We start from the raw sequence: 16757 nt of genomic DNA, 5'->3' as shown, positions 1-16757 counted from the left end.
TTATTCATCTTTTTATTCACGAGCGAGTATTGCATATAATTGTATCATAGTCTTGATAATCATTTAGGATTGCTATATAATGTCTTAATGGTAAGCGATCTCGTTCAAAAAAGGGCGTTTCCTATATTCTGGACGCTGCTAGATAAACAAGGGGCTTCAAATCTCGCCGAACAGCAACAAGTATTGCGTCCGGTAATTCGGCTCTTGAAAAGATATAAATTAGCGCTCGTAGGCGATCGCTAATTTCACAGCATAGAGCTGGCGCAATGGTTACACCGTCAGCGTTTAAGTTTTGTCCTCCGTCAAAAATGCGTAAGGATTCAGGTGGTGAGTATTGACAAGTGTGAGACTGGAAAGTAGAATATAGCAATTATGAAAAAAAACCTGCCTCCCAAACTCAACAGTGAAACCTTAAAACAGTTGGCGACAGAGAAACTGGTAGAGATAATCGTGGAGCAGGCGAGGGCTATAGAGCAGTTAAAATCCCGAGTAATAGAACTAGAACAGGAAATAGAGAAACTTAAAATCAGCAGAGATTTAGACAGCACAACATCATCAAAGCCACCATCGTCCGACCTCCTCAAAAAAAGCGAGAAAAAACTAGAAGCTCAAACAGAGGAAAGGGAGACACCAAAACGGAAACCAGGAGGACAACCAGGGCATCCGGGAAAAACGAGGAAGGGGTTTGGTCGGGTAGATAGATTAGAGATATTACGACCGCAAGTGTGTAGGTGTTGTGGTCAAAGCGAATTCAGTGGCGAACCTATCAAAATAGAGAGAGAGCAAGTTGCTCAGTTAGTAGAGAGTCCAATAGAAATAGTAGAATATCAAAGATATACGTGTATTTGCAGCGAGTGTGGGGAAACACAAACAGCAGACTGGTCGCCAGAAATAGTACCGGGACAAGATATCGGAATCAGACTGCAAGCTTTTTTGGGATGGATAAATAATTACGGGCATTTATCCTACGAAAAACAACAAGAACTGTTGTGGGAACTGGGAAAAATAGAAATAGGAGTGGGAACTTTAGTAGCCACGAATGAAAGAATAGATGGTGCCGTGGCTCAAAGTATTGACCGGCTCTCATAGTGGGTCAAACAAACCCAGCCCAATATCCATGCGGATGAAACGCCATGGGCAGTCAAAGGGGTAAAAGAATGGTTATGGATTTTTGCCAATACCGACTTCGCTTTATTTCATGCTGCTGATACTCGTTCTCGCTCCGAATTAGAAGTAATTCTGGGTGCAAGCTATACAGGTGTCCTCAGTTCGGATGACTATAGCGTTTATAATGGTTATTCAGTCAGAGCACAACAGAAATGTCTGGCGCATTTACGCCGTCATTTCAAAAAGCTGAGCAAGTTACCAGGTTTACATAATCAGGAGATTGGCGTCAAATTTATCGATTTGATTGATGAAGGCTTTCATAACTACGCTTTATACCAAAAAACTCTCTTGATTGACGAGTTCTGGAGTTGGGCATCAGAGTTTAAATTAAAAATTGAATCTGCACTCTTAACTTGGTTTGAGCGAGCCGGAGCCCAAGCAAGTAAACTGTTACGTTCCTTGCTCCATAAAGGCGCTCAATGGTGGTATTTTCTAAATCATCCAGAGATTCCACCAGATAATAATTTAGCCGAACGAACGTTACGTTTAGCCGTTACAAAAAGAAAAGTTAGTGGCGGCTCCCGTTCAATGTCACGGTTCCAAGATACTGCCAATTTATTGACAGTTATACAAACTTGCCGTCGTCAAAGACGTTCAGTCATTGAGTTTTTTGAGCAAGCTATCAAAGCGAGGGTTAATCCTGCTGTGCAGACCCCATCTTTAATACCCCTGGTTTCGACCTGAATCCTTACAAAAAAACCAACTTGGGGTCCCACTATCTCTATCCATTGTTTTCTCAGGTGCCCTTCTATTGTTTCCAGGCTCTCTAATGCCTCGGGGGGAGTGTTTCTGTATAAAATTTTGGCGATTTCAGCAGTACGAAGCTCGTAAACGTGCTCGGGTAGTCAGGCGTCATTTTGATTCCCTCAAAATTATTTATTGACTATTGTAACTCTTGAGACACTCTATTCTCCAATTGCTATAAAATGGCTGATTGACTCTAAAACATATTTTTGGAGGAAGCTAAGTGTTGGCTTTTCCCAAAAGCAGCGCATTTTATCATACTTTTGTATACTTGCAAAATCGGGATGCTCCCCATTCCGCGAAAAAACAAGTTAAGTTCATAGTGGCTGACCTACTTAGTAGACTTAGCACTAATTCTAACTTGCTCAATTGATGGGTTTGATGTCTTGTATTCGATTAAGTTGCTGCGCTGTCCCAGCAAGCGGCGCTGGTGAAACTGAATCTGACCTTGCAACTGGGGAAATCTCCCGATCGCGCAAGATATAGCATAAAGCGCAGCATCCTTGGCTGGCAAATTGCGTTGCTGCATCTGGCGGTAAATTCGGTAAGTAAGTACCGGGTAGCCGGCCAGCAACCACAGGCTCCACCCGTGGGTGAACCAGGCTGTACCCAATGCTAGCACTGGCAAAACGAATCCCCAGAACCAGATGCGGAGCGTGTCTTTGACCCAGTGGCGTTCCGGGGTGTTGCCGTGCAGCCAGGAACCTTCGGCGTAGGCGTGACCGGCTCTTTGAGAGCGCTTCCACCACTGGTCAAAACCTGTCATTTGGGCGTCGTGCAGGGTCATTTCTGCATCTAAACGCTCGATTTTCCACCCGTTTTGTCGCAGCCGCACGCAGAGTTCCGGTTCTTCGCCGGCAATGAGGGCGGGGTTGAAACCGCCGACTTGCTCCAATGCTTTGACTCGCATCATGGAGTCGCCTCCGCAAGCTTTGGCTTCGCCGACAGGCGTGTCCCATTCGATGTCGCACAGTCGGTTGTATGCTGTGGCGTTGGGAAATTTTTCGCGTCGGCGCCCGCACACTACGGCTACGTCGGGTTTGGCGGCGAGTTCTTCCTGGGCTCTATCGAGCCAGCCGTCAACTATTTCGCAGTCGCCGTCTACAAATTGGACAAATTCAATGTCGGGAGCTAATTGGAGCAAGCGGGCAAAGCCTTCATTTCTGGCGCGCGCTGCGGTAAAAGGTGTAGATAGGTCGAGTTCTACTGTATCCGCTCCGATCGATCGGGCTAATTCCAAACTACCGTCTGTTGAGCCAGAATCGACATAAACCACCAGAGCTACTTGGACTATCGCTGATAGCAAGCACGCTCGGAGGCGATCGCCTTCATTGCGTCCGATCGCCACCAATCCAACTTTGTGCAATTGAGACATAATCAATGCTATCTAATAATTTAAGTATTTTTGTCTTGATTTTTTTTGGTTGCAATCATCTTCGCCGGAATGCCAACGGCAGTTTGACCTGCAGGAATGTCTGATAAAACTACGGCGTTTGCTCCGATATTTACGTCGTCTCCCAGGTGTACTTTTCCGAGGATTTTTGCACCAGCGCCGACGTTAACCCGATCGCCCAATTGAGGAGATTCTAGCGGCTTGTCCAAGTAGCGATTTCCCAGGGTTACGCCTTGGCGGATAATGCAGTCGTCGCCGATCGTGCAATATCCGTGAATAATAATAGCACCTTGATGTTCGATCACCACGCGGCGACCGAGCTTTACAGTGTAAGGCAAATCTATGCCGTAGGTGTTGCGAACTTTTCGGTATAGCGATCTGTAAAGAATGCTCAAAGGAGCGCGAAGTAATTTCGGTTCAACTTGCATTCTCCACACACCAAAGCGCTGAACAGCTACCGCCCTAAATCCCGGCTTCGTCCAATCGCGACCGTGAGCGATCCAATCTTCTTGAATCTGTTGCCACAATCCTAGTGCAGGAGCTTCTACTTGATTTTCACTTATTAAGTCCGTCTGCGTTACCATAAGCTTTACTCAACACTCTGTCTGGTTTTATCTGTTTGTTGATACCAACAATAATCTGCTGTTTTTGAGATTTTCAATGTCGGATGCACCGAGTTTATTTTATGAGGAATACCCAGCTTTTTGCTCTTTCAGGGAATGATTTACTGGCCGTATTTAACACGGTTGAGCGAGCTGAGACTTGTTTGCAAAAATCCTTTAAAAAATTTTCGATTCTTCTATCGAACCTCCTTTGAAAAATACACTATTGAGCAAGAAATCCTGGAGGTAGTTTGGCGGGTCGTTGTCTGGCTTGCCTTGTACGGCGCGGCGCACCCGGAACGCAGCAAAACCCGAAGCCCAGCAGAGATCGGTTAAGGCGGCGTAGAGAAAGCCATAGTTTTTGATAAAGTAGCGCCGCCGAGAATCAAACCAATACTGGGGCATTCGCTTGCGGGCGGCTTTGGTGTCGGTGACGCCCGAGCTTTGACCGACTAAGTGGACAACGCGACTTTCAGGTACATACCAGCAACTCCAGCCAGCTTTGTTTGCTTGCAGGCAAAAGTCCATTTCTTCGCAGTACATGAAATAAGCTTCATCCATCAAGCCAACCTGTTCAAATACTTCGCGGCGGACGATCATGCTGGCTCCAGCCACCCAATCAGTTTGGCAGATTTCTTGAGAAATCGGAGGGACGGCGACCCTGTTTTTCAATAACTTCGACACAGGGCCAAGACGCCAGCCGAAATCGAGTTCGGTCAAAATGTTGTGAAACCGAAAAGCTGACTCTTGGGGCGTGCCGTCGGGGTTCTCTAAACGGCTGCCGGCGATTCCTGCTTCGGGATGAGAGTCCATGAAATCGACAAGAGCTTTCAATGCGCCGGGGCGAACTACAGTGTCTGGGTTGAGCAGCAGGAAGTAAGGGGGGGGATCGGCCGATTGCAGTACGGGACGGATCAAGGCATTGTTGCCGAAGGCGAAGCCGCCGTTGCGGTCTAGGGGCACGAAGGATGCCCATTCGCTCCAGCCTTCTGCGGCGATGGCTGCGGCAATGTCTGCGACTGAGGTATCGCCTGAAGCGTTGTCGGCAATTGCAACGCGGGTATTTGGGAGCGAGCTAATTTCGCCTACTAGAGAGTGCAAGCAGTCGATTGTCAGGCGGGGCGTCCTGTAATTAACAATGACTACGAGTAAGGAGTACGGCTGACTAGACGCACTTGCATTGGACATAAGGGCAATACTCTTTATGAACTTTTTTAGCTCAGCTTGTGGTTTTTGACAAGTCTAGGGCGATCGCTATTTTTATCTCCACCTCCTACTGTAGCACCAGTCAAGGGACGTGCAGTAGATTTTGCAGTGGAGCATCAAAATTTTCGGCACGGACTGGAACACCCTGCCACCAACCGAACCCTCAACAAGATACAAAAACTAAAATTGAAAGTTGCACTCCCCAAAGCCACGAGCTAAATTCAAACTTTGGATGACTGCAACATCTTCAATAAAAGCTGCCACCGCGAACGGTGCATTTCTTGGTGCGTCATGCTGTGAGCCTGCTGGAGAGATGCCTTGCCCATACTTTGAAGCTGAGGCAAGTTTTGCCCCGACCCTTCGATCGAATCTGCTAAGGCTAAAGGGTCGTTAGAATTAACAATTACACCAGTTTTATGGTTGTGGATGCAGTCGCGCAGTCCGTCTGTGTTACTTGCGAGTATCGGTACTGCTTGGGAATAAGCATTGTAAACAATCCGGGGCTGCTCCTATGAAAGACTGGGAACTACAATAGCGTGATATTATTGCAGCAACCGAAAGAATTCTTTTCCGTAAGCAACCGTTCCAAAAATTTGGATGTTAACCGATTTTTGCAGTTGATTCCTAAGTCTTTTGCATTCGCTTAACAGTTTGCCATGGCCGAGTATATCGAGATTGACAGCAATGTTTTTCTGGTTCAAAATTTTCATTGCTTCTAATAGAACTAACACACCTTTACTGGACTCCACTCTGCCAGCAAATAGAAGTTTCAGTTTTTGGGTTGATGGGGATAGCTTTTTGTGTCATATTTCCTCTGCATCGGCTTCAGAAATGATATTTTCTTCATCTATCCAAGAAGCGTGGATGACGTGACCTCGTTCTTGTCGCTTTGTCAGTAAACTCTGCTGGTATTGCGATTGTGTGAAGATTGTCAGGTTAGCATTATTTACGCACCAGCGATTCACTATTTCCGATACCTAAGCGATGATTCTGTCTTTTATTTTTATGGTTGTGCCTGGTTCCAGACGCCACGGTGCGGACTCGACTACGAGTACGTAGAATTTGCCCTGAATCTGGGCTATTGGTGTCACTAACTACCCCATAGGAATGGGCCAGCCTGCTACGCAACTATGTAAGTAGCTAGACAAAATTAATTACATAGTTTTTTCCAAATTCTTTCAGGATTTTTTCCACAGATGTAACAAAAGTTCCCCAACTCTTGTAAGCAGATATCTCAATCCATTCATACTTAATAAACCGCCATTAAATTTTAATTAAATTTAATTCAGGTGAGTAAGAAGGCAACTCAACAAGAGTAATATTACGTTGTTTCCACTCTTCAATTTTGTCAACAATAGCATCACTGGTATGAATAGAAGCTTGATCTGTGACAATCACCGTTGGCTTATCTACTGTGGGAAAAAAAGCATCAATACAGGCAATAACCACATCTGAATTAATACTTTGAGAGGAAATGTAATTTTCAAGATGGTTATTTCGATTCATGATTCCTAGTACATTCATTCGCTGACTACGACGCCTAGGAATTGTTAAATATTCTCCGATTTCCTGCCAGCCATAGGGGACACAAGAAATCAAACAAAATCCTGTTTCATCCAAGTAATAGAAATCAATTTTACCCCGATCATCCAATTGCTTTAATTCTTCTAATTGCGCTTTTTTCTCTTGAAATTCCTGGGTTTGAGGCTTGACGGCAACTCCTTTACGAAGGAGATGCAAACTCATGTTTAGATTTTTTAGTATTCTTTGATTTTTTTTTGTACTGGGAGTTATGCCCAGGTTTATTGAAGTTTTTGGCTAACATTTTTTAATTGCCTTGGTTGTTGTTTAGCCCACTCTTTTATTTAGGCTTTCTGCGAACAGTAAAATAGTGGCTTAGAAACTCTTCCTGGTTTATTATAAAGTCCGATCATTCCCTCTAATTCCCACCGATCGAACCAGTTATATAGGGTGTTATAACTTATTTGAAAAATATTCATTAACTCTCCTTTTTTTAATCTTTGCGAAACTAATATGAGGCAATGTGCACGCGTGACGTACCTGATGATGTCGGCTTTGGCGATGAATTCGATTCGAGCCATTTAGACGAAAGAGGACTTATTTCCCCGATAAACATCATAGGAAATTATAATTAACTCATAATTTTGCCTGGAATATCATTCTACTATGTATTTGTGTAATTAATTTTGTCTAACTACTTACAATATCTGCTTTGCCGATCGCACCCCAAAGTTTAGCAACTGTCGCAGGCAGCGTCAATATTGCCTCGGGGTAGCTGTTTGGGGAGGGAAGGTCGATGAATTCAACGTTAGAAAACGATGGTTCGCGGGTGACGACAATTGCATTTCCTGGGGATGTTTCTTGTTGGCAGGGAGTTGCTAAGGTAAAGTTTTTAAGATACCTAAAGTGTTCCGTTAGGTCTTTTGCTCACAGCGGATCGAGATACCTGTCACCTGTTTCATCGCAGGTGGAGCTGACGTTAACGACCATCAAATAATGCTTGGTAATAGGTTCGAGAAACTCTAAATTCTGTGTTTTTCCTAGTCTGAGTTGTTTGAATTAACTTGCATACGTGACATCCTATTTATTAATTAAACGCTAGTCTATAATGAACTATAAATTGTCTGGCTCCAAAATTTGTGCGAGCGCTCGCGCTGTCTGCCGTTCATTTATGTGGTATTAACTAAATTTATCTAGATTTTTGTCGCATAATTTACAAATCTTAAAGTTTATATTGCCTGTAGGCTTGACTTGCGGCTCGGTGCAGCAGCGAATGCCGGTAAACTAACCCATTCATGTCGTCGGAATAGCCACCGCCAATCACGCAGGCAACGGGATAGCCGCCAGCCAAACACGCAGTCAAAACTTGCATTTCCCGGCGAAATAACCCCGTATCAGTTAAAGCTAATTTTCCCAGTTTGTCGCCGTGATGAGGGTCTACTCCGGCATCGTACAAAACTAAATCAGGCTTGACATTTGAAAGCAAATATGGTAAAAATTTATCCAAGGTTTGTAAATATTCGTCGTCCTCCATACCGACAGGCAAAGGTACATCTAAATCGCCCTTTTGTTTAGTGCCGGGAAAATTGACTTCGCAGTGCATCGAGAAAGTAAAAACGCTGCTGTCATCTTGGAAAATTACTGCGGTTCCATCTCCTTGATGCACGTCTAAATCGACAATTAAAACTTTGCGAACTAAACCCAATTGTTGGAGGACGCGGGAGGCGATCGCCAAATCATTAAAAATACAAAAACCAGACCCAAAAGCAGGGAAGGCGTGATGAGTTCCGCCTGCAGTATTGCAAGCCAAACCGCACTCTAAAGCGAGCTTTGCAGTTAGTACCGTCCCTGCAACAGCAGTGCAAGTGCGGTTAGCAAGGGCCCGACTCCAAGGCAGACCAATTCGCCTCAGAGCTTTGTTCTCAAGCGTGCCGTTGCAGTAAGCTTGAACGTAGCGTTCGTCGTGGACTGATTCAATCCATTCTTGAGGGGGAAGTTCGGGAGCGTGAAATTGCGATTTATCTGCTACCCCGTCCGCCAGCAGCATCTGGTAAAGCATCCGGAACTTTGCCATAGGGAAGCGGTGATCCGGCGGCAGGGGTGCAACGTAATTTTCGTGGTAGATAATTGGTAAGTCCATTAAAATTATTGTATAACGAATGAATCTTCCATTGAAAGCCTGCAATTTCAAATTTAAATTCGCTGGAGAACCTGTATATGCAACAACTAAAAACAGTCTGGCAGTCCGGCAGCGCCGACCCCGAAAATGCTGACAATCTCGATAATATCAGTCAGTGGTGGAGAAACCTCAACGGCAAAGAAATTAGCTGGGTAGAGCGACTGATTCCGCAAATCGGCGGTCTGAGCGAAATTCACTGGCACCCCCAGCGTTTTGACGAAACATTTGTGATAGTCAATCCCCAAATTCGTGAGGATACTCTCTATTGGTACAAACGCGGTTCTCCTGTCCAACGTCACAACACTGTTCAAAAATTAGAACTAGACAACTTGCAACAGCACTTGTACATCTATCCTCAGTTGGAATCGGAACTTGTAATTCGCATAGGAAGTACCCAAGTAAAATATCAAACACTTGAATTAAACAATCCAGAAATCGCTTTAGGAGAAGATAATATGCTTCTGCTGTGGGACGCTGACCAAGAACTAGAAATTAAAATTAACTTCAGCACTGAAAATATTGCTAAGCTTAAGGAATTGCTGGGTTAGAAAATATTGGAAAAAGAGTTGAGACGGCAGGCTTTGGGTGCGGGATGAGCGATCTATACTCTTAGTTACCTATAAAGATCTTAAGACTTATGCGCGGGTGCGTCAAAACCAGATTTTTTTCACGAAAAGACGCGTTGCAGCCCGGGGCAACAGTAAACAACCCAGTGGTTGAGCGCAGCCAAAGCCCAGTTTATTCGCCTTGGGGCGCGTCCAGGTGTAAATTTCTGCTAAAACCCTTTGAAGGTAGCAGCAGAATGTCAAGAAGCTTGCGTTATCCTCCTGGGACTTTTAATGCTAAAGTCAAGCACAAAACTGTCTCGGGTGCATCAACCGGGTTGTACGAAAATACTTCGTCGCAGCCTTGGAACAGACGTAAAAAACCCGGTTTCTTTGGTCTGGATTGCCTAAGTCATGATCTTTTTCTGCAGACTTAATTTTTACAGCAAATAAGGGGATTTTTTACAGTCATAGAATATGGCTAAACAGTGGTTAATTTGAGTTACCAAATTAAGAGAAGCATCCCAAAAAAATAAAGGAATAGAAGGTGCGTTATTGTGAGCTAATATCTAAAATTTATCTTCTTATTGCTGAAGTTAAAAAAGTTTGATGAAGAAGTTTGGCTGTAAGACAAGTGCTAGATTTATTAAACCATTTATCGGCGGCTAACACTAGAAAATTGAGAATGGCAATACAAAAGATGGTGCTCGAAAAAGAAAATATTCACATTTTAATTATTGATAACCAGCCCAACCACCTCCGGTTTATATCAAATATCTTGACTAAAGAAGGGTATAAAGTTCAGCGGGCAATTTCGGGAGAAATGGCGGTAAATGCTAAGTTTACTGTTCTCCCCGATTTGATTTTGCTAGATATTGCCATGCCCAAAATGAACGGCTACGAAGTCTGTGAAAGACTGAAAGCTAACACAAAGACTCGGGAAATTCCGGTGATTTTCTTAAGCATTTTTAATGAAACTTTTCACAAAGTCAGAGCTTTTGAAGTCGGTGGTGTTGACTACATTACTAAACCTTTTCAAGTAGAAGAAGTTTTAGTGCGTATCGAAAGTCAATTGACTATCCAACAGCTATCGAAACAATTAAAACAGCAGAATACCCAACTGCAACGAGAGGTAGAATTTCGCAAGCAGACAGAAAAAGCACTCCGGGAAAGCAAAGAGCAGTTGCAAAAATTAGCGCTAAATATACCAGGAGTTATTTATCAGTTTGTGAAGAGGTCAGAGGGGAGTTGTCAATTTGAATATATCAGTTATGCTTGTCGGGATATTTACGAATTAGAGAGCGAGGAGATTTTGAAAAATCCTGACTTGTGCTTCGCTCAAAATCATCCGGATGACCAACAATTTTTGGTAAAACAAATTGCTACGAGCGCTAAAACTTTAGAACCTTTTGCCTTTGAATGGCGGATTGTTACGCCGTCGGGTAAACTCAAATGGCTGCAATCTAATTCTCGACCAGAAATGCGCTACAATGGCGATATTGTTTGGTATGGCGTACTTTTTGATATCAGCGATCGCAAGCAAGCAGAAATAGAAATGACAGGAGCTAAAGCTGCTTTAGAACGGCAAGTGCAGCGAGAACTGCTGATTGCAAAAATAACTCAAGAAATTCGATCGAGCTTGCAGCCCGAACAAATATTTCAAATAGCTGCAACTCAAATCGGTTTGGCATTCGGCGTCAATCGCTGTTTGATTCATACTTACGTTACTACCCCCCAAGTCGATATTCCTCTGGCGGCCGAGTATCGCGAACCCGAGTGCGAATCTATTCGGAACGTACCCATTCCAATTTGGGGCAATCCTCACGTCGTACAAATGATGATACAAGATCTGGCGATCGCCTCCAACAATGTTTACTCAGACCCTCTTTTGCAAGCGGTTCAACCGATTTGTCACAAGGTTGGGTTGAAATCGATGCTGGCAATTCGCACTTCCTACCAAGGCAGGGCAAACGGCGCTATCTGCTTGCACCAGTGCGATCGCTACCGGGAATGGACGTGCGATGAAATCGACTTGTTAGAAGCTGTGGCGGCTCAAGTAGGGATTGCGATCGCTCAAGCTAAACTGATCGATCGAGAAAAAAACCGGCTTGTGCAGCTCGATCGGCAAAATAAACTGCTGCAAGCAGAAATTCGCACCCGCATCTGCGCTGAGCAAGCTCTGCAAGAATCTGAAGCGGAATTACGGGCTATTTTTGCCGCCATGACTGACACAGTTTTAGTGAGAAATGCAGAAGGGCGCTGCATCAAAATCGCCCCGACAGGAACGGCGAATTTGGTGAAACCTCCAAGCGAAATGATTAACAGAACTGCTCACGAAGTCTTGCCGGAACCTGTGGCAGATTTGGTATTAAATGGCATCAAACAAGTTCTGAAAACGAAGCAAAGTATCAATGTTGAATATAGCTTTACAGTCGGAGATCGCGAAGTTTGCCTCGACGCTAAAGTTTCTCCGCTTTCTCCAGAATCAGTGATTATCGTAGCGCGAGATATTAGCGACCGCAAACAAACAGAATCTGCACTCCGAGAAAGCCAGCACTTCATTCAGGCGATCGCCGATTCCAATCCCAACCTATTGTACGTTTACGATTTAATTGAACGGCGCAATGTCTACAGCAACCGACAAATTGCGGCGATACTAGGGTACAGCGCCCAAGAAATACAAGATATGGGTACAGAAATGACGGCAACGCTGCTCAACCCGGACGATTTGCCAGAGTATTTTCAAAGCCTCCAAAAAGTGGAGCGAGCCAAAGACGGCGATGTGATTGAATGTCAATACCGGATGAGGCACAAAAACGGTGAATGGCGCTGGATGCACAGTTGGGATACAGTATTTCTCAGAACAAGTGATGGTAAACCCAAACAAGTTCTCGGCACCGCTAATGACATCACAGACCGCAAATTAGCCGAAGAGAAACTGCTAGCATCGCAGCAAAGAATCTCATTTTTATTGCAGCAAACGCCGATCGCAGTTATCGAGTTAAACCTCAATTTAGAAATTATCACTTGGAATCCTGCGGCCGTTGCTATTTTTGGCTACAGTGAGCAAGAAGCGAAAGGGAGAGTCGCCTCCGATTTGATCGTACCTGAAAGCTACCACGAGCAAGTATCTGAGATTTTCAATCACGGCTGGAACGCCAAATCCAGCGGCACTTCCGAAAATCTGACCAAAGACGGCAGAATTATCATCTGCGAGTGGTACAATACTCAGCTAATTGACGACAACGGTACAGCGATCGGCATTGCTTTAATGGCTCTAGATATTACCGAACGCAAGCAAGCAGAAACCGAACTGCAAGAAAGTGCTTTACGACAAAGAGCGATCGCCCGCATCATTGAAAGAATGCGGCAGACTTTAGATATCCGAGAAATTTTTCACGCCACAACCCGAGAATTGCGCCAAACCATGAAGTGCGATCGAGTCGCCATTTACCGTTTCAATCCAGACTGGAGCGGCGAATTTGTAGCCGAATCCCTTGACCGCAAGTGGGTTTCTTTCATCCAATCACAGGAGATCGATTCTCACCTTACTGAAGGCGCTTTAGATAGCGAACTTTGCGCCGTCCAAAAGTTAGATACCACTTCACAAGAAGTCCACGATACCTATTTGCAAGAAACCCAAGGTGGAGTCTACAGCCGAGGTAAAACTTACCTTTGTGTCCCAGATATTTACAAGCAAGGCTTCGATAGTTGTTACATCAAATTGCTAGAAAAATTTCAAGCTAAGTCCTACATTATTGTGCCAATTTTCTGCGGCAAAAAGCTCTGGGGGCTACTAGCATCCTATCAAAATTCAGCTCCCCGCCAGTGGAGCGAATCTGAAATCAACGTTGCAGTTGATGTAGGCACTCAGCTAGGAGTAGCATTGCAGCAAGCCGAATTGCTCGCCCGGACTCAAAGGCAGTCAATGGAACTTATTAAAGCCAAAGAAAACGCCGAAGTTGCTAACCGCGCCAAAAGTCAATTTCTCGCTTCCATGAGCCACGAACTCCGCACCCCTCTCAACGCGATCCTGGGTTTTTCCCAAGTTATGGCTCGCAACAGTTCCATAACAGAAGAACAAAAAGAATACATAAAAATTATCAACCGCAGCGGCGAACATTTGCTGGATCTCATCAATGATGTTTTGTCAATGTCTAAAATAGAAGCCGGTCAAATTACCATCAATAAAAGCCGCTTCAACCTATACAACCTTCTCAACAGCCTCAAAGAAATGCTGCAACTAAAAGCCAACTCAAAAGGCTTGCACCTAATCTTTGAACATACTGGCGAGTTGCCGCAGTATATTCAAACAGACGAAGCTAAATTGCGGCAAGTTTTAATTAACCTGCTCGGGAATGCGATTAAATTTACTCAAAAAGGCACAGTTACTTTGCGTGTCAGCAGCCAAGTAGAAAAGAACACCGCAGTCGTCGAAAAAAAATCCCAATTATATTTTGAAATTATCGACACAGGTCCCGGCATTTCTCCGTCGGAAATTTCCACATTATTCAAGCCCTTCGTTCAAACCGAAACTGGTCTGAAATCTATGCAGGGAACAGGTCTAGGATTGCCGATCAGTCAACAGTTTGTCCGGCTTATGGAAGGTGATATTTATGTTAAAAGTCAACTCGATCGAGGCACAACTTTTACCTTTAGTATCCACGCTAACTTAGTAACAGAAAGTGACGAACAAGAAAAAACCGCGGTCAAACAAGTTATTGGTTTAGAAGCGGGACAACAAACTTATCGGATATTAATAGTTGAAGATGTAGCGGAAAATCGCCAACTGCTGCTTCAGATCCTCGTACCGCTGGGATTTGAAGTCCGCGAAGCAACTAACGGTCAAGAAGGAATTGCTTTGCATTCAACTTGGAAGCCGCACCTGATCTTAATGGATATGCTAATGCCAGTGATGGACGGGTACGAAGCGACAAGACAGATCAAGCAAACTCCAGAAGGTCAAAAAACAATAATTATTGCTCTGACTGCCAGTGCCTTTGACGAGCAGCGGCAGATGATTTTGTCTGCTGGTTGTAACGATTTGATTTGTAAACCGTTTCGGGAAGATGTACTCTTTAAAAAGATAGCCGATTATCTGAACGTGCGTTATATTTATCAGGAAGAAAACTCATCTACTTCTTTTTCAGTACCGACGCTGCTTAAAAGTTTGACTACCGAGGATTTGAGTGTAATGCCCACAGACTGGGTGGTAGAATTGTACCGAGCAGCACTTTGCGTTGACGACAAGCGCATCCTCGAACTCATCGATAAAATTCCCGAAACTGAGGCAAATCTTGCTAAGGCTCTAACAGATTTAGTCGATAATTTTCGGATAGATATCATTATCGATTTAACTCAATTATATTATGATGAACGACCATCCATTACCAGCGACTCCCAGAGACATTCTGATTGTTGATGATATGCCGGACAACTTGCGACTTTTAGCCACTATGCTGACATCTTACGGCTATCAAGTCAGGAAAGCTATTAACGGACAACTGGCTCTGCAAGGGGCGCAAATATCTCCTCCAGATCTAATTTTACTAGATATTAATATGCCGAAAATGAACGGTTATGAAGTTTGTGAGAATTTAAAGTTAAGCGAAAAAACTAAAGATATTCCGGTAATTTTTATTAGCGCGCTAGATGACGTGCTGGAAAAAGTTAAAGCTTTTCAAGTAGGAGGAGTAGATTATATTACTAAGCCGTTTCAAGTAGAAGAAGTCTTGGCCCGCGTCGAAAACCAACTTTCCCTTCGTTCGCTGCAATCGAAACTGGAACAGCAAGCTAGAGAACTGCACGATCGCAATTCTAGATTGCAGGAAGAAATCGCAGAACGGCAGCGGGCTGAAGAATCAATCCGGTTTTTGCTGGAAACTACGCGGGCGATCGGCGAAGCTGTAGACTTTCACTCAGCTTTAGAAGTAATTCTGCACCAAGTTGGCGAAACAATCGGATGGGATGTAGGAGAAGCTTGGATTCCCGACGCAGAAGGAACAGTCCTGCAATCTGCCCGGGGCTGGTATGCGAGCAACCCCAGCATGGAATCGTTCCGCCGCCAAAGCGAACAACTGACATTTGCCAGGAATATAGGGCTGCCGGGACGAGTTTGGGCATCCAAGCAACCGGAATGGGTAGAAGATATTTCCCGGGGCTACCCGCATTTTCTCAGAAGTAAAATAGCAGTAGAACTCGGATTCAAAGCGGGTTTTGGAATACCGATTTTGATAGGCGATGAAGTATTAGCAGTGCTAGTTTTCTTTAAAATTTCATCTTGTCGCAAAGACGCGCGATTTATAGACGTTTTTAATGCTGTAGGCACTCAATTAGGTTCTTTAATTCAGCGCAAACAAGCAGAAGAATTGCTGCGGATTGCTGAAGAAAGATATCACAGCATTGTAGAAAATGCGATGGAAGGCATTTTTCAAAGCACGCCTTTAGGAGGCTATATCAGCGCTAATCCAGCCTTGGCAAAATTGTACGCTTACGACTCGCCAGAAGAACTGATGTCCAGCATTAAAAATATTTCTCAGCAACTGTACGTAGACCCGGAACGCCGCCTCGAATTCGTGGCTGCTATGGAGGCGGAAAATGCCGTTTTGGGGTTTGAATCTATGGTATGTCGCAAAGACGGGTGCCGGATTTGGGTGTCGGAAAATGTCCGGGCAGTTCGCGATTCAAAAGGTGCGTTAATGTACTATGAGGGTACTGTTTGTGACATTACAGAGCGCAAATTAGCGCAAGAAGAGCTGAAAATTCAACAGGAACAAAGCGAGAAGTTGCTGTTGAATATTTTACCCAAACCAATAGCAGAACGCTTGAAGGCGGAGCCAACTACAATTGCTGACAGTTTTGCCGAAGTAACTGTTTTATTTGCAGATATTGTTGGCTTTACTGAGATCTCGGCGAGAATGTCTCCCACGGAGTTGGTAAAGCGCTTGAACGTGATTTTTTCCCACTTCGACCAGTTAGCTGAAAAGTACGGTGTGGAGAAAATAAAGACTATTGGCGACGCTTACATGGTAGTCGGGGGATTGCCGACGCCCAGAGATGACCACGCCGAGGCGATCGCCCAAATGGCCCTAGGAATGCAGGCAAAAATAGCAAAGTTGTCCGCCGAGACAGGGGAAAAACTGGCAATTCGCGTCGGCATCAATTCCGGGCCGGTAGTTGCGGGAGTAATTGGTGTGAGCAAGTTCACCTATGATTTGTGGGGAGATACGGTGAATGTGGCCGCGAGGATGGAAGCTACGGGTTTTGCAGGCAGCATTCAAGTTACTGATGTTACTTATAAGCTTTTGAAAAATAAGTATCTGTTTGAGAGGCGAGGAGTGATTCCAGTAAAAGGTAAGGGGGATATGATGACTTATTGGTTGCTGCAAAACAAGTAAAAA

11 protein-coding genes and 2 pseudogenes are annotated in these 16757 nt (G+C 44.5%); 5 read left to right on the top strand and 8 right to left on the bottom strand.

Annotation, left to right across the window (positions count from 1 at the left end):
* Positions 1-87 precede the first annotated feature (87 nt).
* Together QUB30_RS19080 and tnpC are read left to right on the top strand one after the other, a co-directional pair.
* Positions 88-243, top strand: coding sequence for a hypothetical protein (locus tag QUB30_RS19080; RefSeq protein WP_333336421.1), 156 nt, complete (start codon positions 88-90; stop codon positions 241-243).
* Between the two features lie 129 nt (positions 244-372).
* Positions 373-1851 (top strand): annotated as a pseudogene (tnpC, locus tag QUB30_RS19075) (IS66 family transposase).
* A gap of 391 nt (positions 1852-2242) precedes the next feature.
* Here tnpC and QUB30_RS19070 read toward each other — a convergent pair.
* The 8 genes and pseudogenes from QUB30_RS19070 to QUB30_RS19045 form a co-directional block, all read right to left on the bottom strand.
* Positions 2243-3277, bottom strand: a complete 1035-nt coding sequence (locus QUB30_RS19070; RefSeq protein ID WP_333336432.1) for a glycosyltransferase family 2 protein — start codon at positions 3275-3277, stop codon at positions 2243-2245.
* A gap of 29 nt (positions 3278-3306) precedes the next feature.
* Positions 3307-3888: a serine acetyltransferase gene (locus QUB30_RS19065; RefSeq protein WP_333336420.1), complete on the bottom strand. Its 582-nt coding sequence runs from the start codon at positions 3886-3888 to the stop codon at positions 3307-3309.
* 195 nt (positions 3889-4083) lie between these two features.
* Positions 4084-5094, bottom strand: a complete 1011-nt coding sequence (locus QUB30_RS19060; protein WP_333336418.1) for a glycosyltransferase family 2 protein — start codon at positions 5092-5094, stop codon at positions 4084-4086.
* Positions 5095-5333: 239 nt separating this feature from the next.
* A pseudogene (locus tag QUB30_RS33900) lies at positions 5334-5900 on the bottom strand (glycosyltransferase); the annotation flags it as partial.
* Positions 5901-5915: 15 nt separating this feature from the next.
* Positions 5916-6077: a hypothetical protein gene (locus QUB30_RS19055; protein ID WP_333336416.1), complete on the bottom strand. Its 162-nt coding sequence runs from the start codon at positions 6075-6077 to the stop codon at positions 5916-5918.
* A 298-nt stretch (positions 6078-6375) separates the two neighbouring features.
* Positions 6376-6906: a transposase gene (locus QUB30_RS19050; protein WP_333336430.1), complete on the bottom strand. Its 531-nt coding sequence runs from the start codon at positions 6904-6906 to the stop codon at positions 6376-6378.
* A 71-nt stretch (positions 6907-6977) separates the two neighbouring features.
* Positions 6978-7214, bottom strand: a complete 237-nt coding sequence (locus tag QUB30_RS33895) for a helix-turn-helix domain-containing protein (RefSeq protein WP_445300515.1) — start codon at positions 7212-7214, stop codon at positions 6978-6980.
* Positions 7215-7855: 641 nt separating this feature from the next.
* Positions 7856-8773, bottom strand: coding sequence for a histone deacetylase (locus QUB30_RS19045; protein WP_333336414.1), 918 nt, complete (start codon positions 8771-8773; stop codon positions 7856-7858).
* A gap of 77 nt (positions 8774-8850) precedes the next feature.
* Here QUB30_RS19045 and QUB30_RS19040 point away from each other — a divergent pair, with 77 nt between their 5' ends.
* From QUB30_RS19040 to QUB30_RS19030, 3 genes are all read left to right on the top strand, one after another.
* Positions 8851-9360 (top strand): hypothetical protein, encoded by a 510-nt coding sequence (locus QUB30_RS19040; protein WP_333336412.1) that lies wholly within the window; start codon positions 8851-8853, stop codon positions 9358-9360.
* Between the two features lie 682 nt (positions 9361-10042).
* Complete coding sequence (locus tag QUB30_RS19035) at positions 10043-14779, top strand: response regulator (RefSeq protein ID WP_333336410.1); 4737 nt, start codon at positions 10043-10045, stop codon at positions 14777-14779.
* On the top strand, positions 14727-16754 hold the full coding sequence (locus tag QUB30_RS19030; RefSeq protein WP_333336409.1) for an adenylate/guanylate cyclase domain-containing protein: 2028 nt from the start codon (positions 14727-14729) through the stop codon (positions 16752-16754). The genes QUB30_RS19035 and QUB30_RS19030 overlap by 53 nt, the downstream gene beginning before the upstream one ends.
* Positions 16755-16757 lie beyond the last annotated feature (3 nt).

The sequence above is a fragment of the Microcoleus sp. BROC3 genome, from assembly GCF_036702515.1.
In the GTDB taxonomy this organism is placed as follows: Bacteria; Cyanobacteriota; Cyanobacteriia; order Cyanobacteriales; family Microcoleaceae; genus Microcoleus.
This window is presented reverse-complemented; position numbering and strand designations above follow the sequence as displayed.